The organism is Sphingobacterium anhuiense (genome assembly GCF_042686355.1).
Classification (GTDB): domain Bacteria; phylum Bacteroidota; class Bacteroidia; order Sphingobacteriales; family Sphingobacteriaceae; genus Sphingobacterium; species Sphingobacterium anhuiense.
Map to the genome: position 1 here is coordinate 91,849 of NZ_JBHUPE010000012.1, position 23,071 is coordinate 114,919.

22 protein-coding genes are annotated in these 23,071 nt (G+C 35.6%); 9 read left to right on the plus strand and 13 right to left on the minus strand.

Annotation, left to right across the window (positions count from 1 at the left end; genetic code table 11):
- Positions 1 to 40: 40 nt before the first annotated feature.
- From ACFS6I_RS21335 to ACFS6I_RS21345, 3 genes are all read left to right on the plus strand, one after another.
- Positions 41 to 1,339, plus strand: coding sequence for a murein hydrolase activator EnvC family protein (locus tag ACFS6I_RS21335; protein ID WP_132770960.1), 1,299 nt, complete (start codon positions 41 to 43; stop codon positions 1,337 to 1,339).
- 95 nt (positions 1,340 to 1,434) lie between these two features.
- Entirely contained in the window at positions 1,435 to 1,635 is a 201-nt protein-coding gene (locus ACFS6I_RS21340) for a Sec-independent protein translocase subunit TatA/TatB (RefSeq protein ID WP_031287456.1), read from the plus strand.
- Positions 1,636 to 1,788: 153 nt separating this feature from the next.
- Positions 1,789 to 3,255 (plus strand): lytic transglycosylase domain-containing protein, encoded by a 1,467-nt coding sequence (locus ACFS6I_RS21345; RefSeq protein ID WP_380923609.1) that lies wholly within the window; start codon positions 1,789 to 1,791, stop codon positions 3,253 to 3,255.
- 80 nt (positions 3,256 to 3,335) lie between these two features.
- Here the strand turns inward: ACFS6I_RS21345 and ACFS6I_RS21350 are convergent, their stop codons facing one another.
- Complete coding sequence (locus ACFS6I_RS21350; protein ID WP_380923611.1) at positions 3,336 to 3,848, minus strand: phosphoribosyltransferase family protein; 513 nt, start codon at positions 3,846 to 3,848, stop codon at positions 3,336 to 3,338.
- A gap of 105 nt (positions 3,849 to 3,953) precedes the next feature.
- Positions 3,954 to 4,538 carry a C40 family peptidase gene (locus ACFS6I_RS21355; protein ID WP_021188582.1) on the minus strand — a complete coding sequence of 195 codons (585 nt, stop codon included), beginning with the start codon at positions 4,536 to 4,538 and terminating at the stop codon, positions 3,954 to 3,956.
- 539 nt (positions 4,539 to 5,077) lie between these two features.
- On the opposite strand from ACFS6I_RS21355, the gene thrA reads away from it, so the two are divergent.
- The 5 genes from thrA to ACFS6I_RS21380 all read left to right on the plus strand — a co-directional run bounded on the left by thrA (position 5,078) and on the right by ACFS6I_RS21380 (position 12,454).
- The gene (thrA, locus tag ACFS6I_RS21360) at positions 5,078 to 7,525 is read left to right on the plus strand and encodes a bifunctional aspartate kinase/homoserine dehydrogenase I (protein ID WP_380923613.1); all 2,448 of its coding nucleotides are present in this window, start codon (positions 5,078 to 5,080) and stop codon (positions 7,523 to 7,525) included.
- Positions 7,526 to 7,580: 55 nt separating this feature from the next.
- On the plus strand, positions 7,581 to 8,561 hold the full coding sequence (locus tag ACFS6I_RS21365) for a homoserine kinase (protein ID WP_380923615.1): 981 nt from the start codon (positions 7,581 to 7,583) through the stop codon (positions 8,559 to 8,561).
- A gap of 7 nt (positions 8,562 to 8,568) precedes the next feature.
- Positions 8,569 to 9,876 carry a threonine synthase gene (gene thrC / locus ACFS6I_RS21370; RefSeq protein ID WP_380923617.1) on the plus strand — a complete coding sequence of 436 codons (1,308 nt, stop codon included), beginning with the start codon at positions 8,569 to 8,571 and terminating at the stop codon, positions 9,874 to 9,876.
- A 141-nt stretch (positions 9,877 to 10,017) separates the two neighbouring features.
- On the plus strand, positions 10,018 to 11,205 hold the full coding sequence (locus tag ACFS6I_RS21375) for a class I SAM-dependent rRNA methyltransferase (protein ID WP_380923619.1): 1,188 nt from the start codon (positions 10,018 to 10,020) through the stop codon (positions 11,203 to 11,205).
- Positions 11,206 to 11,251: 46 nt separating this feature from the next.
- Positions 11,252 to 12,454: an MFS transporter gene (locus ACFS6I_RS21380; protein ID WP_168127121.1), complete on the plus strand. Its 1,203-nt coding sequence runs from the start codon at positions 11,252 to 11,254 to the stop codon at positions 12,452 to 12,454.
- 50 nt (positions 12,455 to 12,504) lie between these two features.
- On the opposite strand, the gene ACFS6I_RS21385 is transcribed toward ACFS6I_RS21380, so the two are convergent.
- The 11 genes from ACFS6I_RS21385 to ACFS6I_RS21435 all read right to left on the minus strand — a co-directional run bounded on the left by ACFS6I_RS21385 (position 12,505) and on the right by ACFS6I_RS21435 (position 21,360).
- On the minus strand, positions 12,505 to 13,266 hold the full coding sequence (locus ACFS6I_RS21385) for an SGNH/GDSL hydrolase family protein (protein WP_021192491.1): 762 nt from the start codon (positions 13,264 to 13,266) through the stop codon (positions 12,505 to 12,507).
- A gap of 36 nt (positions 13,267 to 13,302) precedes the next feature.
- The gene (locus tag ACFS6I_RS21390) at positions 13,303 to 14,490 is read right to left on the minus strand and encodes an aspartate aminotransferase family protein (protein ID WP_346597699.1); all 1,188 of its coding nucleotides are present in this window, start codon (positions 14,488 to 14,490) and stop codon (positions 13,303 to 13,305) included.
- Between the two features lie 56 nt (positions 14,491 to 14,546).
- On the minus strand, positions 14,547 to 14,975 hold the full coding sequence (locus ACFS6I_RS21395) for a hypothetical protein (protein ID WP_021192489.1): 429 nt from the start codon (positions 14,973 to 14,975) through the stop codon (positions 14,547 to 14,549).
- Positions 14,975 to 15,769 carry a hypothetical protein gene (locus tag ACFS6I_RS21400; RefSeq protein WP_380923622.1) on the minus strand — a complete coding sequence of 265 codons (795 nt, stop codon included), beginning with the start codon at positions 15,767 to 15,769 and terminating at the stop codon, positions 14,975 to 14,977. Before ACFS6I_RS21400 ends, ACFS6I_RS21395 begins: the two co-directional genes overlap by 1 nt.
- 64 nt (positions 15,770 to 15,833) lie before the next feature.
- Positions 15,834 to 16,379, minus strand: a complete 546-nt coding sequence (locus ACFS6I_RS21405) for an RNA polymerase sigma factor (protein WP_021192487.1) — start codon at positions 16,377 to 16,379, stop codon at positions 15,834 to 15,836.
- A gap of 26 nt (positions 16,380 to 16,405) precedes the next feature.
- A complete protein-coding gene (locus ACFS6I_RS21410) occupies positions 16,406 to 17,359 on the minus strand; it encodes a transketolase family protein (RefSeq protein WP_208702163.1) in 954 nt (317 codons plus the stop codon).
- A gap of 114 nt (positions 17,360 to 17,473) precedes the next feature.
- Entirely contained in the window at positions 17,474 to 18,322 is an 849-nt protein-coding gene (locus tag ACFS6I_RS21415) for a transketolase (protein ID WP_021192485.1), read from the minus strand.
- 343 nt (positions 18,323 to 18,665) lie between these two features.
- Positions 18,666 to 19,220: a NifU family protein gene (locus ACFS6I_RS21420; protein ID WP_021192484.1), complete on the minus strand. Its 555-nt coding sequence runs from the start codon at positions 19,218 to 19,220 to the stop codon at positions 18,666 to 18,668.
- Between the two features lie 74 nt (positions 19,221 to 19,294).
- Complete coding sequence (purB, locus tag ACFS6I_RS21425) at positions 19,295 to 20,644, minus strand: adenylosuccinate lyase (protein ID WP_132770950.1); 1,350 nt, start codon at positions 20,642 to 20,644, stop codon at positions 19,295 to 19,297.
- A gap of 125 nt (positions 20,645 to 20,769) precedes the next feature.
- Positions 20,770 to 20,988: a hypothetical protein gene (locus ACFS6I_RS21430; protein WP_021192480.1), complete on the minus strand. Its 219-nt coding sequence runs from the start codon at positions 20,986 to 20,988 to the stop codon at positions 20,770 to 20,772.
- Positions 20,989 to 21,135: 147 nt separating this feature from the next.
- Complete coding sequence (locus tag ACFS6I_RS21435; RefSeq protein WP_021192479.1) at positions 21,136 to 21,360, minus strand: PG1828 family lipoprotein; 225 nt, start codon at positions 21,358 to 21,360, stop codon at positions 21,136 to 21,138.
- A 227-nt stretch (positions 21,361 to 21,587) separates the two neighbouring features.
- Here ACFS6I_RS21435 and ACFS6I_RS21440 point away from each other — a divergent pair, with 227 nt between their 5' ends.
- The gene (locus ACFS6I_RS21440; protein WP_380923626.1) at positions 21,588 to 22,937 is read left to right on the plus strand and encodes an acyl-CoA dehydrogenase family protein; all 1,350 of its coding nucleotides are present in this window, start codon (positions 21,588 to 21,590) and stop codon (positions 22,935 to 22,937) included.
- Positions 22,938 to 23,071: the final 134 nt, after the last annotated feature.

Here is a 23,071-nt window from a genome sequence, read left to right on the forward strand (position 1 = left end):
ATTATATTCAGACTCAACTGCTAGTAAAAGATTACTATAGATGAATTTAAAGAAAATAACACTAAGTCTAACTGCGTTTTTTTTGATGCTGGGAATCGGTTTTTCGCAGACTCGTGCAGAGCTTGAAAAAAAACGTGAAAAAATAAATCGTGAAATAGCGGAATTGCAAAAAACGCTTAAAGAAACGACTACAGAAAAGATTTTGACTCAGAAGCAGGTCAGTGCTTTAAGTAGTCAGATTAATCTTCGTGAAGAGAAAATTACAACGATAAGTTCTGAATTAAGCTTGATTAATCGCCAGATTAATACGAATACCAGCGCTGTAGATAAATTGAAAGCAGAGTTGGAGAAAATGCGTAATGATTATGAAAAGATGATTATGTTCGCTTTTCGTAACCGCAATGCCTATAATAAGTTGATGTTTATTTTTGCTTCAAAGGATTTTAATCAAGGTTTTCGTCGTGTAAAATATTTGCAGCAATTCAATGATTCTCGAAAATTGAAAGCAAGTGAGATTGAAGGAACTAAAAAGCAGATTGAGCAAAAAATAGCACAGTTACAGGCTGATCGTAATAAGCATAAGCAGTTATTGAATGAGCAAGAGCAAGAGAAGAAAACTATTGCACAACAACGTGCTGTGTTCTCTAATGAATTGAGTTCTTTAATTACGACTGAACGAGGTGTAAAACGCGATATTACGCAGAAGCAAAAAGAAGAGCGTAAGTTAAGATCTGCAATTCAGGCTATCATTAAAAGAGAAATTGAAGCAGAGCGTAGAAGACAAGAAGCTGCTCGTAGAGCTGCGGAAGCTGCTGCAGCAAGGAGCGCGAAGAAAAATGACACTAAAGTAGACGATAATAAGGAATCATCCAAATCTACGGCTCGTAAATCAGATTCAGAAGTGTTGCGTGCAACTCCGGAAGCGGCTCGACTTTCAGCTGATTTTAGATCTAACCGTGGACGACTGCCATGGCCTGTTTCCAATGCTAAGATATTACAAAGTTTTGGTACGGATAGGACGGGTCGGAACGTCTCTGTTAGTCATGAATCATTAAAATTACAAACTTCTAGTGGCGCAACAGTTAAGGCTGTATTTTCTGGAACTGTAACAAGTACGTTAACTTTAAATGGATTGAAGGTGATTATTATTTCACATGGTGAATTCTTCTCGGTGTATAGTAATTTAGCTAGTTTTAGTGTGTCTAAAGGACAGAAAGTGTCAGCAGGTCAGGCTATTGGAACAGTAGCTAATGATCCGGATTTAGACGCGCCAGTTTTAGATTTCCAGGTTTGGCAAGGACAAATCCCGATGAATCCGCAATCATGGTTAGCGAATTAAAAAAATATAGAAATAAAAATTATTATGTACATTTGTTTTTAGGGTATAAGTGTATATACTTAAAGTGAATATTGAAAAACAGTAAATTATAAGTTATGTTGACATCAGGGTTATTAATAATGGGTATTGGAGGTCAGGAATTAATTATAATCGTTGTAATATTATTATTATTATTTGGCGGTAAAAAGATTCCTGAATTGATGCGTGGATTAGGTAAAGGTGTAAAAGAATTCAAAGACGGACAGAAAGAGGATTCTACAGATGATACTAAAGAGAAAACAACTGATAATAAGTAATTTATGTTGTTTTTGAGGAATAAGATTTTACACCAGTAAAATCTTATTTCATTTTGTACAGTTTCCAGTATTGTTAATGAGGGTATGTAGTAAAAATACATGCTTTGTAATAAGGACTACTTAGGTTCTATTTATCAACCATAATTAAAAAAGATGATTGAAAGCAAGAAGACTCTATTGACGATAGGCTTAGCATTTACGACATGTTGTTTGTTTGCACAAGAAAAGTCTATTGAAGAGATGAGAAATTCTACTCAAGCAATCATGTTAGCGAGTATAGATCGTGAAAATGCATCTATTCTGCAGCAGCTTGATAGTATCAAATTTGTAAATGCCGGTGAAAAAGAAGTAGAAGGAATTTTATTTGATATCGAAGATGTAACTGTCGTTCGAAAACTAAATTCCTTAGAACGTGAAGTCCCTCTAGACTATAACCAACATGTTCGAAAATATATTGATCTTTATAATTCTAAGAATTATGCAGGGCATATGTCCCGCATGTTAGGATTGGCGCAGTATTATTTTCCGCTTTATGAACGTATTCTTGCTGAAGTAGGAGTTCCAAAAGAAATTAAATACCTCTCCATTATAGAGTCTGCGTTAAATCCACATGATGTTTCTCGCGTTGGTGCCACAGGGCCTTGGCAATTTATGTATGGGACAGCAAAGATCTATAATTTAACAATGGACAATTATGTTGATGAACGTAAAGATCCAATTGCTTCAAGCTATGCTGCCGCAAAATATATGAAGGAAGCGTATGCTGAATTTGGGGATTGGTTGTTGGCGATAGCTTCTTATAATTGTGGAAAAGGTGGTGTGAAACGAGCTATTTTAAGATCTGGCAAAATTCAACCTTCATTTTGGGAAGTTGCTCCTTTTCTGCCAAAAGAGACCAGAAATTATATTCCTGCATATATCGCTATGACTTATACTTTAGGATATGCACAAGATCATGGTATTGAAGCTAAGGATGGAGACATTGCCTTAAATACGCAGGTATTAGAGATTGATAAATTCATTTCGATAGCTGAGGTTGCTAAAGCGATAAACGTTTCTGAGGAGAGTTTAAAAGTGTTAAATCCAGCATATAAAAAAGGTATCGTTAATGGCTCTGATGAAATACATCGTCGTTTGATCATTCCTGCTTTAGCAGCTGATATGAATAAGGATCAACTTTATCTTGCTTTAAATACAACAGTTGAAACTCCTAGTCAAGTAGTGGCTTTAGCGAGTGATGATGTGCGTGTGAGTAATAAGCGAAGCGCTCAAACAAGTACACATCGTGTTAGAAGAGGTGAAACTTTAGCTGTTATAGCGAAGAAATATGATGTGAGTGTCCAAAATTTAAAAGTTTGGAATAATGTAAAGGGATCTTCTGTAAAGACTGGTGCTTCATTAATTGTTAGCAGTAGTGGTGTCAATACGCGTTTAGCTCAGAAAACAAGTGCTGAAACTCAGAGAAAGTCGAATTTTGCTTTTTATACTGTAAAAAAAGGTGATACGCTATCAGAGATCGCAAATAATAAAGGGGTGTCATTATCTAAGTTGAAGGCTGATAATAATTTATCACATTCGAGGTTAAAGCCTGGTATGAAATTGAAGATTAATCGGGGATAAATTTCGACCTAAGTTTCTGTAAAAATAAAGCGTCCAACTCTATAAAAAGTTGGACGCTTATTTTTTATAGCTTTATGATGTTATACCAGCCATGCAGCATCATCTTCTGCTTCATAGCCTAGTAAATTAACTTCCACATGTTCTTTTAATATCGTTGATAATTTTAGTCCATAATAATCGCTTACAATGGGGAATTTTGGATGACTTCTATCAATAAGAACTGCAGTTCTCATCTTTTTAATAGGGACATTCAAAAATACGCCTAAACCATATGCAAGCGTTCTTCCGCTATTCAGTACATCATCAACTAGTATTAACGTTTTATTTTTAACATTTTCGATGGGTTGATCTGTTTCAGCTTTTAGGGAACGGCTTGTTTTGCTCATCGTCACTTTAAGTAACTCAATATCTTTATCCGATATTTCCTCTAGAATCTTTTTCAGTCTCTGTGCAAAAACATAACCTCTATCAGCAATACCGACCAATACAAGCGTATTTTCTTCAAAATTATCTTCTAAAATCTGATAAGCGATACGTATCGATTTTTGTTTAATCTGTTCTTTATCTAATATGAGCGTTTTCTTTGACGACATAGTGGTACTAAATTTATATACGTGTAAAAGTACTAAATTCTTTGCAAAAAAAAGTCCGAATGTCATGACATTCGGACTCTTGAAAATATTATTTAGAAAAATTTATTAATTAAATTTTTCAGATTTCTCAGCATTTATAATTTCGGCTGTAAGCGATTTGTTGTCATCAGGTAGTCTACCACCATCATAGTAATAACGTCTCCAATATGCCTCTCCTAAATTACTTATCATTACACCTTTGCTCGAAGAAGCATGTGCGAATTTGTTATCACCAATATAAACTCCAACATGTGTAATGCTTTTACTTCGGATTTTAAAGAATACTAAATCTCCTGCTTTTAGATCATCTTTCTTAACAGGTTTAATTTGAGAGTATTGGTTACGGCTGTTATATCCTAATGTTGTATTGAATACTTTTTCGTATAATTCAAATGAGAATTTAGAACAATCGATTCCTCTTTTGGAGTCACCTCCTAATCGGTAGGGAGTTCCTAACCATTCATAAACAAACTGATATAATTTTGTATTTGTAGTTGCTGAAACCGCAACACCCATTATTTGGGAGAAGTATTCTTTAGCTAGATTGTCCGGGTCTGATTCCGGTTTAGATTGGGTTTTGGTTGATTGTGCCTGCGACACTAGACATAAGCCTATAAATAGCATTGTTGCTAATATTTTCTTTGTTTTCATTAAATCGCTTTTTTGTACAACTTTAAACTTATTCTTTTTTGTTGTTGGATGTTAACTATTTTGGACATCACTGTTGCGAATATAATACAACTCATCTTACTTTGCAAAAAAAATGACATGTATTTAACGAATTTTTAACGTTTTTAACACTTTATTTATTGAGATGCAATTTAACTCCGATGGGTAAATTGTAAACTTTAAACTACAGTGATGATAAATGATACGTGCCTAGATTTGTTGTAGTAATGTGTTATTCATATATAAGAAGGTGTTTTATTAAATTTATATCAAAAAAATGAGATTTTATTTTGATAGTTGATAAATAATGCATTATATTTACGAAAGTAAAACAACAGCAATGAAAAATTCTATAATTATTACATCGATTATTATTACCACCGGGATAAAACTTAGGAGGAGGTAGTTTCGTTGTATAGAAATGTAGACAAGATATTTCATAAACGCCTTCCTCTCAGAGTGAAGGCGTTTTTTTTATGCTTAAAACAAACAAACAAACAAACAAACAAACAGTATATATTATGAAGATTTTAAAATTTGGAGGAACGTCGGTGGGCTCTGCAGCTAGTATCAAAGCAGTACTTAGCATTGTGAAGAAATCGTACAACTCTGGAGAGCAACCGTTGGTCGTCTTGTCTGCCATGTCAGGAGTTACTAATTTACTTTGTAAAATGGCTATTGATGCTTCTGAAGGCAAGTCTTTCCAAGAAGATTTAGCTTTGATAGAAACTAAGCATTTCGATGTTATTAAGGCATTAATAGTCGTGCGACACCAAAATCCTGTTTTTACTAAACTCAAATTGTTTTTCAACGAGATCGAAGAATTATTGCAGGGCATCTATGCATTAAGAGAGTTAAGTGAGCAAAGTAAAGATTTGATTGTAAGTTATGGTGAACGTTGCTCTACCTTCATGGTATCTAAAATTTCGGAACAGGATTTAGAAGCATCTTTATTTGTTGATGCATCTCATTATATTAAAACAGATTCTCATTTTGGACATGCTCATGTTAACGATCAGTTGACAGAACAACTTGTTAAGTCATTGTATTTAACAAACAATGATAAACTTATGTTCGTCACTGGATTTATAGCTTCTAATGAGAACGGACGTATGACAACCTTAGGTAGGGGAGGATCAGATTATACTGCCGCTATTTTTGGTTCTATTTTGAATGCTACTGCAATCGAGATATGGACAGATGTTAATGGTATGCTGACTGCGGATCCACGGATTGTAAAAAAAGCATTTTCATTGCCTGTTCTTTCTTATACAGAAGCTATGGAGCTGTCTTATTTCGGTGCTAAGGTCATCTATCCTCCAACGATGATTCCTGCTTTTCTAAAGAAGATACCTATTGTGATCCGTAATACGTTTGAGCCAGATTTCGCAGGTACTTTTATTCAGTTTGAAAGTGGAAAAACAACTTTACCAATTAAAGGTATTTCTTCGATAGGTGAAATATCTGTTATTAACCTAAGCGGTTCAGGAATGATCGGTAAATCTGGATTTAGTGGCAGGTTGTTTACTTTATTAGCGAGAGAGCAGATTAATGTGGTCTTAATCACCCAATCTTCTTCCGAACATAGTATCACTTTTGCGGTCAATCCAGAAGATGCATTACGTGCTAAGAGTTTGATTGAAAATGAATTTGAACTGGAAATACAGGCTAATAAATTAATCAATCCGGAAATTGAAAATGACCTGTCTGTATTGGCTATTGTTGGCGAGAATATGAAGAAAACTCCTGGTATGTCAGGAAGATTATTTTCTTCATTGGGCCGAAATGGAATTAATGTGCGTGCAATTGCACAAGGATCTTCGGAATATAATATATCTGTTATTATTTCGAAGAATGATTTATCAAAAGCCCTGAATGCTGTTCACGATGCTTTTTTTGCTGAACTTAAGAAGACACTTTATGTTTTTAATCTGGGAACTGGAAATATTGGTTCCACTTTATTCAAGCAATTGGAGAGTCAATACGATTTCTTGCTTAGTAAAAATGATCTTGAGATCAAGGTGGTTGGTATTTCAAACAGCAAGAAAATGTTGTTTAATCTAGATGGTATTGATTTGGCAAATTGGGACAGTGAACTTTTGGAACAGGGTGAGGATGCGGATTTAGCGGTATTCGTGGAACGTATGAAAGGTTTCAATCTTCCTAATTGTGTATTTATAGATAATACTGCTAGTCGATTGCCTTCTAGTTATTATGAGGGTATTTTCCAATCTAATATTTCAATTGTTACATGTAATAAAATTGCTAATTCAGGAAAATACGAACAATACAAAACATTGCGGGAGACGGCTCATAAGCATGGTGTTGATTTCTTCTATGAGACAAACGTTGGTGCCGGTCTTCCGATTGTGCGTGTTTTGAAAGACCTGATGTTAAGTGGTGACCGTATTGTTAAAATCGAAGCGATACTTTCGGGAACAATCTCTTATATCTTTAATAATTTTAAAGATGAGGCATCTTTTTATGATGTGGTAAAACAAGCGCAGGCTCTAGGTTATACTGAGCCGGATCCTCGTGATGATCTAGGAGGAGTTGATTTTATGCGTAAAATGTTGATTTTAGCACGTGATGCAGGTTATCCAATTGAAGCTGAGGATGTCAATTTAGGCGCAATATTACCTGAATCATGCTTGAAAGCAGATTCAGTCGAGTCTTTCTATGAAGAGCTTAAAAGCGAGAACAGTTATTTTGAAGCACTAAAAGAAAAGGCTCGTCTTGAAAATAAAGTGATCCGTTATATTGGAAAATTAGAAGATGGAATTGTTTCTATTTCTGTACAGATTGTAGACGACAAGCATCCTTTTTATGCACTGTCTGGAAGTGATAATATTATCTCATTCACGACAGAACGTTATAAGGAAAGACCACTGGTGGTCAAAGGTCCTGGTGCCGGAGCTGAAGTAACAGCTGCAGGAGTATTTGCGGATTTAGTAAATGTTGGCGCATAATCAAAAGTTTCACTAGACCTGTTATTGCATTGGATAACAGTAATAAATATTAAATATGAAAACTTCTCTATCGAAGAAAAAGATAAATCTGGATAATATGTTGGATCACATTCATGTTTTCGCTCCGGCGACAGTCGCGAATATGATTTGTGGTTTTGATATTTTGGGCTTTGCTTTAGAAGAACCAGGAGATGAAGTAATCATGCGAAAAACGAGTGTACCAGGAGTTGTGATCACTAAAATCACAGGTGATGATGGACGTCTTCCGATGGATGCCGACAAAAATACGGTGTCCGCTTGTGTACAGTTTCTATTGCAGCATCTGGAGTTAGAAGATCGAGTGGGAGTCGAAATTGAATTACATAAGCATATGCCTATTGGATCAGGTTTGGGATCAAGTGCTGCGAGTACTGTGGCAGGTCTATTTGCTATTAATAAAATGCTGGGCGATCCCCTTTCTAAAGAAGAACTATTACCTTTTTGTGTGGAAGGCGAACGATTAGCATGTGGACATGGTCATGCTGATAATGTTGCTCCTTCTTTATTTGGCGGTATTACCTTGATTAGAGGACATGACCCTCTGGATCTCATTCCTTTGCCTGTACCGGAAGAATTAGTTGCTGCTGTGGTATTTCCACAGGTTGATGTTCCTACCCGTGACGCACGCCAATTGATTAAAGAAAAGGTGTTGTTAAAAGATGCCGTAATTCAATGGGGGAATATTGCAGGACTTGTAGCAGGGCTCTTTAAAAATGATTATGATCTCATATCGCGAAGTATGCAGGATGTATTGATCGAACCGACTCGGGCCATTTTGATTCCTCAGTTTTATGAAATGAAGCAAATTGCATTAGAAAATGGTGCATTGAGTTTTGGCATTTCTGGTTCAGGTCCTTCTGTTGTGGCAATCACAAGGGATAAGGCTATGGCGAAGCAGATCGTTGAACAGATCAAGGCTCATCTAGCTGAATCAGAGATTGAAAGTTATGGATATGTATCGGGTGTTAATGTTGATGGACCTAAAGTATTAAATTAAGATTATTATGAAATTTTACAGTACCAATAATAAAGCATTACGTGTTTCTTTTAAAGATGCAGTTTTTAATTCACTACCTGCAGATAAAGGACTTTATATGCCTCTGGAGATTCCACAATTGGATCCCTATTTTATCAAAAATATACAACAATATTCGCTTCAAGAAATTGCATTTACAATAGCTCAAGCTTTTATTGAAGATGATATCCCTGCTGATGTGCTTAGAAATATTATAGCCGATGCTATTAATTTTGATGCTCCTGTTAAGTTTTTGAGTTCTGATACTGCGGTATTAGAATTATTTCATGGGCCTTCTTATGCCTTTAAAGATTTTGGTGCGCGCTTTATGAGTCGTGTTATGGCGTTTTTTTCGGGTGCAGATGATAAGTTATTGGATGTACTGGTTGCGACATCTGGAGATACGGGCGGAGCAGTTGCTTTGGGTTTCTTGGGTGTTGCAGGTACACGTGTTACCATTTTGTATCCAAAAGGTAAAGTATCTGATATTCAGGAGTTACAATTAACTACTAATGGCCAAAATATAAGAGCCATTGAAATTGATGGAACTTTTGATGATTGTCAAGCATTGGTTAAACGAGCTTTCAATGATCCGGAGCTTAATGAACAACTGAGATTAACATCGGCTAATTCCATTAATATTGCACGTCTGATCCCGCAGACATTTTATTATTTCTATGCTTATGCACAATTGAAAGCGCAAGGCTCGGACAGAGTAGTGTTTACGGTGCCAAGTGGTAATTTTGGTAATATCGGTGCCGGCTTATTGGCTTTCAAAATGGGACTTCCTGTAGAGCAGTTTGTTGCGGCTACAAATGCAAATGATACTGTTCCACGTTTTATTAAATCTGGAAAATATGAACCCAAGCCATCTGTACAAACTTTAGCAAATGCGATGGATGTCGGGGATCCGAGTAACTGGGTTCGTATTCAAGATTTATTTGATTATAATCTTGATAATTTAAAAGGCATGATTACCACATACACGTATACAGATAAGGAAACTCGGGCAGCGATGGAACAGTTGCACCATACTTATCATTATGTGGCTTGTCCGCATACGGCTATTGCTTGGTTGGGATCACAGGCTTACCGTGGTGAACATCCAGGTTCTTATGGATCTGTATTTTTATCTACAGCACACCCTTGTAAATTTCCGGATGCTATTTCGGAGCAGGTATTCAGTAAAATTAAATTGCCTTTAGGCGTTGAGCAATTACACAATAAAGATAAGGTTGTAGAAGCTTTTCCTGTTGATTATGCTGTTTTTAAAAATTACTTAATCACGCATAAATAGTTGAATAGGCTCATTTAAATGGGCCTATTTAATTTATATTCTTTTCTTGAAGAGTTTTAGATAAACATCGAGATTTAAACTTATGATAAATTTAGGTGGCAAGATGTTTCAAATAAGTTGAAAACCTGTACTTTTGTTCCGATGAAAAATATTATTCTGAATAAAGGAAAAGATAAGGCAGCTTGGCAACTTCATCCTTGGGTCTTTTCTGGTGCAATAAAGCGTATAGATGGTGCACCCGATAACGGGGATGTTGTTACTGTTTTTAATGCAGAAAATGAGTTTATTGCTTTCGGACTTTTTCACGATTCATCTCGTGTAGCTGTTCGTTTATTAGAATGGCATCCTGATCAACAGATCAACGAACAATGGTGGCGCAAGCGTATTCAAAAGGCTGTTGAAGCACGCCGTCATTTATTGATTGAAGGAAAGAATGATACTGCAAGGTTGATTTTTGCTGAGGCAGATTTTGTTCCTGGATTGATTGTGGATAAGTATGCTGATTATATCTCAATACAAGTGCATGCTGCAGGAGTTGAGAGAATCAAGGATGTGGTTATTGATGAGCTGAATAAATTATTAAGTCCTAAGGGAATTTATGAGCGTTCAGATCTTAAATCACGAGAGCATGAGGGATTGCCGGATACAAATGGTTTACTTTTTGGAGAACTTCCACCTGAGTTTGTTGAGATTATTGAAAATGGTATTCGTTATCAGGTGAATATTATAGATGGTCAAAAATCAGGCTTTTATTGTGATCAAAGAGAGAATAGAGCTTTAACAGCTCAATATGTGAAGGGTAAAAAGGTGCTGGATTGCTTTTGTTATTCTGGCGGTTTTACTTTAAATGCTTTCCATGAAGGTGCGGCAAGCGTTACTTCTGTGGACAGTTCCGCTTTAGCAATTGAAACGTTGAGACGTAACATTCTGTTAAATGGATATAGTGAAGAAGCACATGTTGCTATCCAATCTGATGTGAATAAGCAATTGAAAGTATTTGCTGAAGAGCAGCAAAAATTTGATGTCATTGTATTAGATCCACCAAAGTATGCTCCTTCAAGATCTTCGTTAGAACGTGCTTCACGTGCGTATAAGGATCTGAATAGGAGAGGGTTACTGCTTTTGGAATCGGGAGGTTTATTGGCCACTTTTTCATGTTCTTCTGCTATGGACATTGATACTTTTAAGCAAGTATTAGCATGGGCAGCATTGGATGCCGGCAAAGAAATACAATTTATTAGACAATTTCATCAACCAGATGACCATCCGGTAAGAGCATCATTCCCAGAAGGGGAATATTTAAAAGGATTATTAGTAAGAGTTATTTAAAAAAATAAAAGAGGTTTCTAAATGTGGGGAACCTCTTTTTTACGTTATGGAAGTACAAAATAATAAGATTAGGCCCGAGTTTTCTATTTTACTCGCAGTTAGTTTCGCTCATTTATTAAATGATATGATTCAGGGTGTTATTCCGTCAGTTTATCCTTTATTAAAAGAAGAACATCATTTGAGCTTTTCTCAGATTGGAATTATAACGCTTGTATATCAGATCGCGGCATCTATTTTTCAACCTGTTGTAGGTTCGTTTACAGATAAGCGACCAATGCCTTATTCGCAGATTATCGGTATGACTTTTTCGATTTCGGGCATGGCACTTTTTGCTTATGCGCCAAGTTATGCTTTGATTTTGTGTGCTGTATTTTTGGTTGGGATAGGTTCTTCGATATTTCATCCTGAATCTTCCCGAGTTGCTTATATGGCATCTGGCGGAAAGCGAAGTATGGCACAATCTATTTTTCAGATCGGAGGTAATGCAGGTACTGCTCTGGCTCCAATTATCGTCGCCTATCTTGTTTTACCGAAAGGACAATCATCTATTGCCTGGTTTTGTGTGATTGGAATCATAGGGCAGATTGTTTCTTATTATATTGGCAGTTGGTATAGTGAAAAGCTTAAAAATAGAGCTAAAAATGCAAGTGCTGGTATGCGTATACCGGATCTATCGGAAGCTCGTGTGGTGCTAACAGTTGTTGTCCTGATGCTATTAATTATCTCGAAGTACTTTTACATTGCTAGTATTACTAATTATTTTCAGTTTTATACCATGGAGAAGTTTGGTTTAACGGAAATTCAAGCGCAAGTGTATCTATTTTACTTCTTAATTGCTGTTGCGGCGGGCACATTGTTAGGTGGAATTTTTGGTGACCGTTTCGGAAGAAAGTATGTGATTTGGTTTTCAGTTTTGGGAGTCGCGCCTTTTTCTTTACTATTGCCCTATGCAGATTATACCATGACTGGTGTATTAGTGGTTATTATAGGTTTAATCTTATCATCGGCATTCCCAGCTATCATTGTTTATGCACAGGAGCTGTTGCCTAAAAAATTAGGTATGGTTTCTGGCTTATTCTATGGCTTCGCATTTGGTATGGGTGGTTTGGGATCAGCGTTATTAGGCTGGCAGGCGGACCATACATCGATTGAGTTTATTTATCATGTATGTTCTTATCTACCGCTTATTGGCGTCGTTGCATATTTCTTGCCGAATCTACAAAAAACACCTTATAAAGATGTTATGTAAATCTTCTTTGCTTTACATAAAATAAATAAAGCGCTCATAGAGCGCTTTATTTATTTTATAACATCGAGCCATCCTTTTGCCATTAAACTGGCTCCAGCTAACGAAGTGTGAACTCCATCTGTTGTCCAATAAGAGCCTGAGGCCTTTTGTTCGGCATTATCAAATATTGATTGATATGGAATTAATGAAGCATTAAATTCTTTTGAGATATCAACACAAGCTTGTTGGTAACCTGCGAAGTCGGGAAACCAGTCCTCTGTAACATGTTGTACATTTTTAACGCCGAATGGCTCTCCTATAATCAGCTTTACGTTCGGTAATTTTGATAGCGTCTGCTGTAATAAAGTCTGGTATTGTTTCTTAAACTGTTCTGGTGTATTTGTTGCACCACTATCCTTTGTTCTCCAAAAATCGTTTACACCGATCAGAATACTTAGAATAGTGGGTTGAATATCGATGGTATCTTCTTGCCATCTATTTTGCAAATCTGGTATTCGATTTCCACTGATACCGCGATTGTATATCTTGAGATTTTTATCGGCATATTTTTCTAACAGCACCGCGGCGGCGAGATTTGCATAACCAGAACCTAACGCCCAGTTGTCATTTGCATTTTTATTTTTTCTATCCCGACCATTATCCGTGATTGAGTCTCCTTGAAATAAGATTACATCGTCTTTGCTTATACTTATTCTTTTTGATTTATTTAGGTTGTCCAGGCTTTCAGCCTGAGCAGAAAATAAATTGGCGTTAGTTAATAAACTAGCGCCAATAATACTTTTTGTAATAAATGATCTGCGATTCGTTTTCATATTTAGTTATACGTTGATAGACTAAATATAAAAAAACTAAGTATATTTTTCTATACCATCAAGGATAATTTTACAAGCTTTTTCAATTTCATCGTTTGTGATGGTCAAAGGAGGAGCTACACGCAATGCTGTTTCACAATGTAAATACCAATCAATCATGATTCCTTGTTGTGCGCAATAATTACTCACATTATAAACCTGGTCAAAAGTTTCAAGCTGTAGACACATCATCAATCCTTTTCCTCTAATTTCTATAATTTTAGGATGTTGTAATAGTGTTCTGAATAGTTGTTCTTTCTCAGCAACTTGTTCTACCAATTGATTTTCTCTGATGACTTCTAAAGATGCTTTTGCGGCCGCACAACTAACAGGATGTCCGCCAAAAGTCGTGATATGACCGAGCATTGGATTGTCTTTGATTACATCCATCACTTGCTTCGATGCAACGAATGCTCCTAAAGGCATACCGCCACCAATACCTTTGGCAAGCATGAGAATATCAGGTACGATATCATAATGTTCGAATGCAAATAACTTTCCAGTTCTACCAAAACCTGTTTGAATCTCATCAAAGACTAGCAATGTTCCTGTTTCATTACAACGTTTACGTAGAGCCTGCATATATGAAATATCAGGAACACGTACTCCAGCTTCTCCTTGTATAGCTTCAATAATTACAGCTGCAGTCTTTTCTGTGATCAGCGATAAGTCATCACTATTATTGAATGTTATGAATTCTATTTCGGGAAGTAATGGTGCGTATGCAGTATGATATTCTTCATTTCCGATAAGGCTTAATGCTCCCTGTGTACTGCCGTGATATGCTTTTTTCGCTGCTATAATCTGTCTTCTTCCAGTAAAGCGCTTTGCTACCTTCATACTTCCTTCGACGGCCTCTGCGCCTGAATTGGTAAAATAGACTGATTCAAATTGTTTTGGAAGTACAGCTAATAAGTCAGTTGCAAATTCAACTTGTGGAGCTTGTACAAATTCACCATATACAGTAACATGTAAGTATTTTTCAAGCTGATCTTTGATTGCCTGGATAACTTTTGGATTTCTATGCCCAATATTACTGACATTGAATCCTGAAACCAAATCCATATATTCTTCACCATTTGGTCCATATAAATAGACTCCTTCTGCTTTTGCTATTTCAATCATCCTTGGTGAATTTGATGTTTGAGCTGTATTTAGCAGAAAAAGTTCCCGATTATTTAGCATCTTATTAATTGTTTAAAAAAAAGAAGAAGTCTTTTGGACTTCTTCTTATATGCGTATTAATTATTGTTTTTTCGATTATTGAGCGATTTAATCAAGTATTCTCGAAACTCCTGTTCGACTTGAAAAAATTGAGAGGAGCGTGAAGTTCCAATAACTTTGGAAAATTTTTCACGATAATTTTTCTTGATCTCTAGTTCTTTTGCATCATAAGCGATAACATCGCGAGAATTTCCACGGAGATTATTTCTCGAAGGACTATTTCCTGTTTTAGCTTTTTTAACATTCCACATTTCCTTTGAATATTCATTGTAAATAGGAAAAAAATCTTGAGCTTCTTTTCGTGATAGATTTAATTCTCTTGTAATAAAAGCAATTTTTTCATTTTCAATGATTTGAAAACGTTCATTGTCCTGTGCATAAGTGGTTGATAAACCTACAATACAGAAACAAAATATGATAATTATATTCTTAATCTTTGACATCATTATAACGTGTATTTAAGATAATCCTCAATATCTTTGTCCTTAATTTTACCATTTGTTCCTACTATGTCTTCATCATCGATATATTTTGCAACATATAATAAATCATCACTATTTCCTGTTTGTGCTAGGTAATTAATGATTTCCTGGTCTGACACATGTGTAAGATTCTTCTGTTCTTGAGTGCTATTTTGGAATCCAAAATAACTTCCAATACCCAAAATGGCTACTAGAGATGCTGCTACAGCATATTTATTCCAAGGAATTTTCCTTTTAATAGAATGAATAGGAACTTCAGCTGGAAGATCTGATGGTAAGCCTGTATGAATCGATTTAGTAATTTTAGCCGTTAATGATTCAAAATATTTATTAGGAGCTTCAAAACCATCTGTAGTAACTTCTTGTTTTAAATTGTCCGTAATTATTTTTGCGGCTATCTGCTCGTTAAATTCATTGAAATATAAAGATGGGGTTTCAAATCCATCTTGAGTCACTTTAGATTTTAAATTATCTTCCGTTACTTTTAGTAATATATTATTTTGTAAAGACGAAAAGTAACCATCTGGATGACTAAAGCCATCGGTTTTAATCTGATCTTTTAGCTTTTCTTCAGCTACTTTGCCTAAGATATTTTGTTGAAGTTTTTCAAAATAGCCAACGGGTACATCTCGGATTTCTTTTGGTGATGATTCCAATTTGACTTGAGCATTCAAAGATTCATTTAAATCTTTGAAGTAATCTTTGGGCACGTCAAAAGGATTTACACGCAGTGAATCGGGTAGATTATTAGCTTCCATTCCCTCATGATATGTGTTATTTTCCTTCATTATAAATCATTAGAGTGCCTAAATCAAAAAAGGTTTAATCGTTGTTATGAAAAAAAGCTTCTATTTTTTTTACAGCTAAATGATATGATGCTTTCAAGGCACCAACACTTGTTCCTAGTACTTCTGAGATTTCATCATATTTCATATCATCAAAGTATTTCATGTTAAAAACAAGTTTTTGTTTTTCTGGAAGTGTTAATAAAGCCTGTTGTAATTTCATTTGTGCTTTATCACCACTAAAGTAACTACCACTTGATAAAGAGTCTGCTAAATAAGCAGAACTATCGTCATCCAACGATACGTTCTGCTTAAGTTTTTTCTTATTCAAGAATGTAATACATTCATTGGTCGCAATGCGGTACAGCCAAGTGTATAATTGGGAATCCTCACGGAAGTTCGCCAAATTTCGCCATACTTTAATGAATATGTCTTGGACAACATCATCTGCATCATCATGATCAATGACCATTCTTCTCACATGCCAATATATTTTTTGCTGATATTTGGTCAGCAGCTGATTAAATGCTTCTTCGCGCGTACTTTCGTTAGCAAATTTTGAAATAATTAAAGCATCTTCCATATATTGACGTTGTGATGTTTGTTTTTTTATTTTCTGTTAATAACACGTTGTGCTGCCGCAACAATTGCTGCCGCATTCAAACCATATTTTTCCATTAATTGAGCAGGAGTACCTGATTCGCCGAAGCTATCATCTACTGCTACAAATTCTTGGGGAGTTGGTAAGTTTTTAGCTAAAACTTGAGCTACACTATCTCCCAAACCGCCTAAACGGTTGTGTTCTTCTGCAGTTACTACACATTTTGTTTTAGTAACTGATTTTAAAATAGCTTCTTCGTCTAAAGGTTTAATGGTGTGGATGTTGATGATTTCAGCATCAATGCCCAATGCTGCTAATTGCTCACCAGCTTGGATAGCTTCCCATACCAAATGACCTGTTGCGATAATTGTTACATCAGTTCCTTCGTTTAATGTTACTGCTTTTCCAATTATAAATTCTTGGTCAGCCGGAGTGAAGTTAGGAACTACTGGACGTCCAAAACGTAAGTAAACAGGACCTTCAAATTTTGCTGCTGCAATTGTTGCAGCTTTAGTTTGATTGAAATCACAAGGATTGATAACTGTCATTCCAGGTAACATTTTCATCAAACCAATATCTTCTAAGATTTGGTGTGTAGCACCATCTTCACCTAATGTTAATCCGGCGTGTGAAGCAGCAATCTTAACATTTTTGTCAGAATAGGCGATAGATTGGCGAATTTGATCGTAAACACGACCGGTTGAGAAGTTGGCAAATGTTCCTGTAAAAGGAATTTTACCACCAATTGTCAAACCAGCTGCGATTCCCATCATGTTTGCTTCAGCAATACCAATTTGGAAGAAACGCTCTGGAAATTCATTTATAAAATCGTTCATTTTTAATGAACCGATTAAATCAGCACATAAAGCAACAACATTTTCGTCTTGTTTACCTGCTTCTAATAATCCAGCACCAAATCCTGAACGGGTATCTTTTGATTCTGTGAAAGTATATTTTTTCATTTTTTACTAGTATGGAGTAGTTAGTATAGAATAGCTCGTACTTAGATTTCTTCAAATGACGTTTGTGGGTCAATTTCTAAATACTAATGTTTTAAATACTAATATCTAATATAATTAATAATCGCCCAAAGTTTCTGTTAACTGACCTAAAGCCGAAGCTAATTGATCATTATTTGGAGCAACACCGTGCCATTTGTGAGATCCCATCATGAAATCAACACCATTCCCCATTTCAGTATGTAATAATATAATTACTGGTTTACCTTTACCTGTATGAGATTTTGCTTCTTCAAGTCCAGCAACTACGGAGGTCATATCATTACCTTTTGCTACTTCTAATACATCCCATCCAAAAGCTTCCCATTTAGCGCGAAGATCACCTAATGAAAGAACTTGATCTGTAGAACCATCAATTTGAGCACGGTTATAATCAACCGCTGCAATCAGATTGTCTACTTTATTATGAGGAGCATACATTGCTGCTTCCCAAACTTGACCTTCTTGCAATTCACCATCACCCATTAAAACATAGACTAAATTTGTGTCTTTGTTTAATTTTTTAGCTTGAGCAGCACCAATTGCAGCAGAAAGTCCTTGGCCTAGTGAACCAGATGCAATACGAATTCCAGGAAGACCTTCGTGTGTAGTCGGGTGTCCTTGAAGACGAGAATTGATTTTTCTGAAAGTAGCTAATTCGCTTACTTCAAAGTATCCTGCTCGTGCAAGTGTACTGTAGAAAACTGGCGAAATGTGACCATTTGATAAGAAAAATAAATCTTCACCGATGCCATCCATATCGAAAGATGGATTACGTTTCATTGCATTGAAATAAAGAGCAACTAAGTAGTCCGTACAACCTAATGATCCACCTGGGTGGCCAGATTGGCAAGCATGTACCATACGTACGATGTCACGTCTTACTTGTGATGCAATTTGTTCTAGTTTATTGATATCTGCACTCATTTTAATATATTGATTTCACAATTAGCCGTAAAGTTAGTCATTTTTAATAGAGTAGGGGTTATAAATTGTAAATTTTAGGGACAAAATAACGATTCAAAATTGTCTTCTAGTTTGTTCTATTTAGAAGAGGTATTTTTTCATTATCTCATCAGTCATAAATAGTGAAGTTATCCAAGTATGTATGTGTGTTATAATAGGTATTAGCTTGATTGTATGGTGGCTATAGGAGTAAGAATTATATCGAATGTAGATTTTACGGATAAAAATATCACGTTTATAAATAAAAATGCAAAAAAAAGCCGTTCATAATAGAACGGCTTTTTACTTTAGATAACTGTATCTTTTACATCGATTCAGCTACAACTTCTTCGACTTCAGGAACCATACGTTTTAGTAAGCCTTCGATCCCAGATTTTAAGGTGATACTTGATGACGGACAGCCACTGCAAGATCCGCGTAACTCAACAGTTACAACGCCATCACTGAATGATTTATAAGCGATAGCACCACCATCTTGTTCAACGGCAGGACGTACATAGTCATGTAATACCTGTTGAATTTTAATTTCAATATCAGAACCTTCAAAAGCTACGTCTTCGGTATGTTCAATAGGTTTTACTGCAAGTTCAGATTCTACTGCACCTTTTATAAAGTCTTTTAATAATGCTTCAATATCAGTCCACTCAGCATCTTCACTCTTGGTTACTGTAACAAAGTTGCTTGCGAAAAATACGCCGTTTACAAAATTAAATTTGAATAATTCTTTTGCAAAAGCTGATTCTTGTGCTTTATCCTTATCCGCATAATCCAAGCTGCCGTTGATCAATAACTTATTGACCAAAAATTTCATCGTCGATGGATTCGGAGTGGATTCAGTATATACGTTAATTGTTGCCATATTAATCTTTGTCTATTTCGAATGACAAATATAAGTTAAAAATCAGGTGATGTTAGTCATTAAAGCGTAAAAGCTTATAGACTTACACCTGTGTAACTAGAAGGGCTTATTGATTTTAATTCAGCCTTAACTTTATCTGTAACATTTAAATTGTCCACAAACTCAGCAATTGTTTCTTCCGTTACATGTGTGTTTGTACGTGTTAAATCTTTTAAAGCTTCGTATGGTTTAGGATAGCCCTCTCTTCTTAATACTGTTTGAATTGCCTCTGCAACAACTGCCCAGTTATTATTTAGATCTGCTTGCAATGCCTGCTCATTTAATATCAATTTTCGTAAACCTCTTAAAGTAGATTTGATTGCAATTAGTGTATGCGCAAAAGGAACACCGATATTACGCAATACTGTTGAATCTGTTAAATCCCTTTGTAAACGAGAAATAGGTAATTTTGCTGCTAAGTGTTCAAATAATGCATTTGCAATTCCTAAATTTCCTTCTGCATTTTCAAAATCAATCGGATTTACTTTATGTGGCATTGCTGAGGATCCTATTTGACCAGCAGTAATTTTTTGTTTGAAATATTCCATTGACACATAAGTCCAGATGTCGCGGCACAAATCAATTAATATCGTATTAATGCGTTTGAAAGCATCACAGCTTGCTGCAAAATTGTCGTAATGTTCAATTTGAGTGGTTGTTTGCGAACGGCTCAAACCAAGTGATTCATTGACAAATTTATTTCCAAAGGCTACCCAGTCTGTCTGTGGGTATGCAACATGATGTGCGTTGAAATTACCAGTTGCTCCACCAAATTTTGCAGAATAAGGCACCGCTTTTAATTGATCAAATTGGCGTTGGATACGTTCCACGAAAACTTTGATTTCTTTTCCTAAACGTGTTGGGGAGGCAGGTTGGCCGTGTGTCCGTGCTAACATGGATACATTGGACCAATCACTAGATAATGTTGTTAATTCTTGGATCAACTCTTCTATCGCTGGTGTATAGACAGCTGCGATCGCATCTTTCCATGAGTAGGGAATAGCCGTGTTGTTTATATCTTGAGAGGTTAAGCCAAAATGAATAAATTCTAAAGAGTCATGTAGGCCAAGTTTTTCAAATTGATCCTTTAAAAAGTATTCAACTGCTTTGACATCATGGTTCGTTACTTTTTCAGTATTCTTTATCCAAATAGCATCTTCTTCAGTAAAGTTTCTATATAGATCACGTAATTTTTCATTCAAAGAGCCGTCAAAATGACTTAATTGTTCAATTCCTGATTGAGAAAGAGCGATGAAATATTCAACTTCTACTAAAACCCGATATTTAATTAAGGCAAATTCTGAAAAATAAGCGCCCAATTCTTGCGTTGCGTTATGATAGCGACCGTCTACTGGAGATACGGCGGTAAGTGATGATAAGGCCATAATACATTTTTGTTTGTGCAAAGGTAAAAAAATGAGTGGAGCTTATCAATTTAAATGCGAGGTATATAACAAAAAAAGCCCCAACATGTGGGGCTTTTAATATTTTTAAAATCAGTTCCCTGAAATTAGTGAGCAGCTTTTGCTGAATCAATAGCAACTTTAGCTGAATCAACTACAGTTTTAGCTGAATCAATAGCTGTGTTAGCTGAATCGATAACTGTGTTAGCTGAATCGATAGCAGTTGAATCAGAAGCAGTTTCTGATTTGTTTGCAGTACCATTACAAGAAGCGAAAGCTACAGTTAAAGCTAATCCTAAGAAAGCGAATTTGAATGAATTTTTCATTTTGATTTTATTAAATTTTATTAAAATTTCTTTATTTAAAGGTTTATACCTTAAAATTGAAAAGGTAACCCGTTTATTTTATTTTTTTTTAAAAGAAAGCTTACATCGTTAAAATGCAAGCTTTTATGTCTTCGGACAGTACTAAAATTATTTTTTAGTAACAGCAGAATCAACTTTCGCAGCAGCAGAATCAACTTTTGCAGCAGCAGAGTCAACTTTGTTAGCTGCAGAATCTAAAACAGTAGCAGCAGAATCAACTAAAGCAGCAGCTGAGTCAGCAGTAGCATTAGTTTTAGTTTCAGCACCACCACAAGAAGCGAAAGCTACAGTTAAAGCTAATCCTAAGAAAGCGAATTTGAATGAATTTTTCATTTTTCTAAATTAATGGAAACAAAATTGTTATTTAAACATTAATACTTAGAAAGTTAAAAGGTAACCTGAAAAAAATATTATTTTTTTAAAATTATGTAATATATTGTAAATCAACCTTTTATTTTTAATTATTATTTACTCTTTTTCGATGTTATAGAACATTCTGTTTTAAATAATGTATATTGAAAGGACAAATTGTAGACAACTGTTACTAAAAGAATGATGCTATGTTTGATAAAATGAAAAATATACTAGATCTGCTAAAAGCTGTTGATTTAGAACAATTGCAAAAGATTTCTCAAAAAATTGACTTGGGTCAGGTATTGAATGCTGTTTCGAAAATGGATGATAATCAATTGAAGGGTGCTATGAAATTACTGACGGCAACAAGCAAGAAAAAGGAGTTGCCTCCGATTAATGGAGATTTTTATCATATTGAAGAAAAATTGTCGACAGCTGATAAGATTAGGCAATTGAAAGTTCGTGATTTTATGGAGAAGGAGATCAGTCCTATTGTTAATAACTATTGGTTACGGGATGAGTTTCCTTTTGAAATTATTGAAAAGTTTGCAGCTTTAAATATATGCGGATATACTTATGATGGATATGGCTGTGCTGGAGGAAGTTCTTTGATGGAGGGGGTTATTGCAGCAGAGATTGCCAGGGTCGATGCTTCAATTGCGACATTTTTTGGGGTACAGAGTGGATTGGCAATGGGGTCAATATATATTTGTGGATCTGATGAGCAAAAGCAGGAATGGTTACCACGTATGCAGCAAATGAAGGTGATCGGAGCTTTTGGACTGACCGAACCTGAAGTTGGATCCGGAGCTGCGGGTGGATTGACTTGTACTTGTAAAAAAACTGAATCTGGCTGGGTTTTGAATGGACAAAAGAAATGGATAGGAAATAGTACTTTTTCAGATATTACGATAATTTGGGCTAGAGATCTGGATGATGGACAAGTGAAGGGTTTTATCGTGCGGAAGGAAAATCCAGGTTTTGCTGTCGAAAAAATAAAAGGAAAGATGGCTTTGCGAATCGTTCAGAATGGTTTGATTACATTGACGGATTGTGTCGTTCCTGAATCGGACCGATTGCAGCATGCTAATAGTTTCAAAGATACAGCTAAAGTGTTGCAGATGACACGTGCTGGAGTTGCCTGGATGGCGGTAGGTTGTGCACGAGGAGCTTATGAAAATGCACTTGATTATACCAGAAAGCGAGAGCAATTTGGAAAACCTATTGCATCTTTTCAGTTGATTCAAAATCATTTGGTTGAAATGCTATCTAATTTAACGGCTATGCAGACGTTGGTTTATCGTTTATCTGAAATGCAGGATAACGGCGATTTAAAAGATGAGCACGCATCACTTGCAAAAGTTTTTTGCTCATTAAGAACCCGTGATATTGTATCTAAAGCTAGAGAGGTGATGGGGGGAAATGGAATTTTACTTGAATATAATGTTGCTCGATTTTTAGCAGATGCGGAAGCTATTTACTCATATGAGGGTACTAAAGAAATTAATTCATTGATTGTAGGACGTAGCATTACTGGTTTTAGTGCTTTTGTATAATAATTGAGAGTTATGTTTAACTGTGAATTCTTTTACCGTAGATTATATTCAAAATTGGATTATTTAATTAACCGATGATCTTTAGCTTAGCTGTGGGTTATTTTATCCTATTTTCTTTGAGATTTCCGGTGCGA

Excerpts from the sequence above, each read along its gene's own strand:
- ACFS6I_RS21435 (WP_021192479.1), bottom strand. The coding sequence starts at position 21,360 with ATGAAAAATTCATTCAAATTCGCTTTCTTAGGATTAGCTTTAACTGTA.
- ACFS6I_RS21340 (WP_031287456.1), top strand. The coding sequence starts at position 1,435 with ATGTTGACATCAGGGTTATTAATAATGGGTATTGGAGGTCAGGAATTA.
- ACFS6I_RS21355 (WP_021188582.1), bottom strand. The coding sequence starts at position 4,538 with ATGAAAACAAAGAAAATATTAGCAACAATGCTATTTATAGGCTTATGT.
- ACFS6I_RS21385 (WP_021192491.1), bottom strand. The coding sequence starts at position 13,266 with ATGAAAACGAATCGCAGATCATTTATTACAAAAAGTATTATTGGCGCT.
- ACFS6I_RS21380 (WP_168127121.1), top strand. The coding sequence starts at position 11,252 with ATGGAAGTACAAAATAATAAGATTAGGCCCGAGTTTTCTATTTTACTC.
- ACFS6I_RS21415 (WP_021192485.1), bottom strand. The coding sequence starts at position 18,322 with ATGAGTGCAGATATCAATAAACTAGAACAAATTGCATCACAAGTAAGA.
- ACFS6I_RS21405 (WP_021192487.1), bottom strand. The coding sequence starts at position 16,379 with ATGGAAGATGCTTTAATTATTTCAAAATTTGCTAACGAAAGTACGCGC.
- ACFS6I_RS21345 (WP_380923609.1), top strand. The coding sequence starts at position 1,789 with ATGATTGAAAGCAAGAAGACTCTATTGACGATAGGCTTAGCATTTACG.
- ACFS6I_RS21365 (WP_380923615.1), top strand. The coding sequence starts at position 7,581 with ATGAAAACTTCTCTATCGAAGAAAAAGATAAATCTGGATAATATGTTG.
- purB (WP_132770950.1), bottom strand. The coding sequence starts at position 20,644 with ATGGCCTTATCATCACTTACCGCCGTATCTCCAGTAGACGGTCGCTAT.
- ACFS6I_RS21420 (WP_021192484.1), bottom strand. The coding sequence starts at position 19,220 with ATGGCAACAATTAACGTATATACTGAATCCACTCCGAATCCATCGACG.
- ACFS6I_RS21430 (WP_021192480.1), bottom strand. The coding sequence starts at position 20,988 with ATGAAAAATTCATTCAAATTCGCTTTCTTAGGATTAGCTTTAACTGTA.
- thrA (WP_380923613.1), top strand. The coding sequence starts at position 5,078 with ATGAAGATTTTAAAATTTGGAGGAACGTCGGTGGGCTCTGCAGCTAGT.
- ACFS6I_RS21335 (WP_132770960.1), top strand. The coding sequence starts at position 41 with ATGAATTTAAAGAAAATAACACTAAGTCTAACTGCGTTTTTTTTGATG.
- ACFS6I_RS21400 (WP_380923622.1), bottom strand. The coding sequence starts at position 15,769 with ATGGAAGCTAATAATCTACCCGATTCACTGCGTGTAAATCCTTTTGAC.
- ACFS6I_RS21350 (WP_380923611.1), bottom strand. The coding sequence starts at position 3,848 with ATGTCGTCAAAGAAAACGCTCATATTAGATAAAGAACAGATTAAACAA.
- ACFS6I_RS21440 (WP_380923626.1), top strand. The coding sequence starts at position 21,588 with ATGTTTGATAAAATGAAAAATATACTAGATCTGCTAAAAGCTGTTGAT.
- ACFS6I_RS21410 (WP_208702163.1), bottom strand. The coding sequence starts at position 17,359 with ATGAAAAAATATACTTTCACAGAATCAAAAGATACCCGTTCAGGATTT.
- ACFS6I_RS21375 (WP_380923619.1), top strand. The coding sequence starts at position 10,018 with ATGAAAAATATTATTCTGAATAAAGGAAAAGATAAGGCAGCTTGGCAA.
- ACFS6I_RS21390 (WP_346597699.1), bottom strand. The coding sequence starts at position 14,490 with ATGCTAAATAATCGGGAACTTTTTCTGCTAAATACAGCTCAAACATCA.
- ACFS6I_RS21395 (WP_021192489.1), bottom strand. The coding sequence starts at position 14,975 with ATGATGTCAAAGATTAAGAATATAATTATCATATTTTGTTTCTGTATT.
- thrC (WP_380923617.1), top strand. The coding sequence starts at position 8,569 with ATGAAATTTTACAGTACCAATAATAAAGCATTACGTGTTTCTTTTAAA.